This window comes from Frankia sp. CcWB2 (genome assembly GCF_977927585.1).
Genome location: NZ_CDWRCM010000081.1, coordinates 721 through 3,216, shown reverse-complemented (window position 1 = coordinate 3,216; position 2,496 = coordinate 721). Strand labels below are relative to the sequence as shown.

The following is a 2,496-nucleotide window of genomic DNA, read 5'->3' as shown; positions in this document are numbered from 1 at the left end:
ACAGCCAGGAGGGGCTGGTCGACGGGAAGATCCCCTATCTGGACTACCCGACGGAATACCCGCCGTTGATCGGCGCCACCATGCAGCTTGTCGCCTGGCCAGCCGGTCTCGCGGACGGACCGCGGGCGGTCTACCGGGAGGAGAACGGTGAGCGTGTCTTCGACCACTACACGATGGACATGCGGTCGGCCGTCTTCTACGACCTCACCGCCCTGCTGTTCCTGATCGTGGCCTCGGTCGCGGTGTGCTGCACGGCGCTGACGGCCGGATTGAGGCGGATCTGGGACGCCGCTCTGTTCGCGCTGGCGCCGACCCTCGTGCTGCATCTGCTGACGAACTGGGACATCATCGCGGTGGCGTTCTCGGCAGGCGGCCTGCTCGCCTGGTCCAGGCGGGCTCCGAAGCTCGCCGGGATGCTGATCGGGCTCGGCATCCTCACGAAGCTCTATCCGGCCCTGTTCCTGCTCGGGTTGGCCTTCCTCTGTCTTCGGGCCGGGAGGCTGCGCGAACTGGCCCGGACCGTCTGTGCGGCGGCGGTGACGGTGCTGGTGGTCATCGTCCCGCTGTGGCTGACCGCCGGCTACTTCAACGCGGAGAACGCCCGCGTCGGCGACAGCATCTGGTCGACCTTCTGGCGAGGTGGTGACTGGACCCGACTGGTCGGTGGTGGTCCGGACAAGGCCCGCAACGCCATCGCCCGGTTTTTCGACCTGAACTCCGACCGCGGCGCCGACTGGGACTCGCTGGCGTTCGGCGCGACCTGGCTTGCCGGCCGCTACGACCCGGCCTGGTTCGGATCGCTGCACCTGGTGGTCTCCGCGCTCACCGCCGTCGTCCTCGTCGCGGTGGCGGCGGCCGCGATCCATCATCGGCCCGATGCGCGCCGGCTGGTCATCGTGGCGGCCGCGGCCGGCTGGGTGACGATCGTCGTCGCCCTTCCGATGATCCTGCAGGGCCTGCGGGACAACGGCCTGCCCATCTCCACATTGAACATCATCACTGGGGCGGCCCTGCTGGTCTCGGTGATCGCCATCGGGTTGCTCACCTGGCTCGCACCGCGCCGGCCCCGCCTGCCGCAGGTGCTGTTCCTGCTCGTCGTCGCCTTCCTGCTGACCAACAAGGTCTTCTCACCCCAGTACACGATCTGGCTACTACCGCTGGCGGCACTGGCTCGGCCCCGATGGCGGCTGTTCTTGCTGTGGCAGGCCTGCGAGGCGTGGGTCCTGTTCACCCGATTCATGCACTTCATCTACAACGACACGCATGGTCGTCAGGGCATCGACCGGGGATGGTTCGTCGGCGCGGTGGCCCTGCGCGACCTGGTGCTGCTCGTCCTGGCCGGATTCGTCGTCCGGGAGATCCTGCATCCGCATACCGACATCGTGCGGACCGGCGGAATGGCGTACCCGGGTGATCCGCGTGTCGCGGTCGGCTCTGCTGCCGCCGGCGATCCGGACGCCGTCGACGACCCTGCGGGCGGGGTGCTGGACCATGCCCCCGATGCCCGCGGCGGCCGGCCGGCGTGGGTGGCGGCGGCCACCGGCAAGCCGGACGGCGGCCCGGCCGCCGGCAGCGCCGACGGGGCCGGGTCCGGCGGTGCATGATCCGACCGGGCCGGGGATGGTCCGAGCGGCCTGGGCCCGGCTGCCGGAGCCGGTCCGGGCCGCGCTGCCGATCTGGTTCGGGAGCCGGGTCGCGGTCGCCTTGCTGGCGCTCGCTGCCGCGCGGGCCCTCACCTCGGCGCCGGCGCGAAACGCTCCCGGCCTGTGCACGCTCTGGGACCGGTGGGATGTCGGCCTGTTCACGAAGGTCGCCCGGTACGGCTATCTCTCCCCCGCCTACTCGGACCGGACAGAAGTCGACTTTCCCGGCCTCCCGATCGCGATGCGGATCGTCCATATCGTCGTTCCGGACTGGATCGTCGCGGGTCTGGTCGTGTCGTTCCTCGCCGGTGCGGTCGCGGTCGCCGCGCTGTGGCGGTTGGCCGCGGACGAGGTCGGCAAGCCCGCGGCGCAGTTCGCCGTCCTCAGCCTTATCTGCTTCCCCTACGCGGTGTTCCTGTTCGCCGCCTACTCGGAGGGTATCTTCCTGGGGTTCGCTACGGCGTCCTGGCTGGCGGCACGCCGCCGCCGCTGGTGGTTGGCCGGCCTGCTGGGCGCCGGGGCAGCATCCGCCAGGATCAGCGGTATTCCCTTCGGGATCGCGTTGGCCGTGCAGTACGTCGTGAGCCGGCGCTCCGCCGGCCTCCCGGTGTTCGCCTGGCCGGCGTTGTCGCTGGGGCTTCCACCCATCCCCGTCCTCGCTTATCTGGGCTATCTCAGGATTCGCACCGGGGGCTGGGGCTCCTACACGGACGCGATGCGGGACGGCTGGCACCGAGGCCTCGACTGGCCCTGGTCGGGCTGGGCCGCCACCTGGGCATCGGCCACGGATGGCAACGGTGCGTCGACCTTCGTCTGGTTCTGGCGCGGGGAACTGCTCGCGGTGGTCGTCGGG

At 70.5% G+C, this 2,496-nt stretch carries 2 protein-coding genes; both read left to right on the top strand.

What is annotated here, in order from left to right; translation table 11 throughout:
• Positions 1-1,604, top strand: a 1,604-nt coding sequence (locus ACY45C_RS10685) for a glycosyltransferase family 87 protein (RefSeq protein ID WP_462187467.1), incomplete at its 5' end; no start/stop codon positions are given.
• A partial coding sequence (locus ACY45C_RS10680) for a hypothetical protein (protein ID WP_462187466.1) occupies positions 1,597-2,496 on the top strand: 900 nt, incomplete at its 3' end. The genes ACY45C_RS10685 and ACY45C_RS10680, both read left to right, overlap by 8 nt.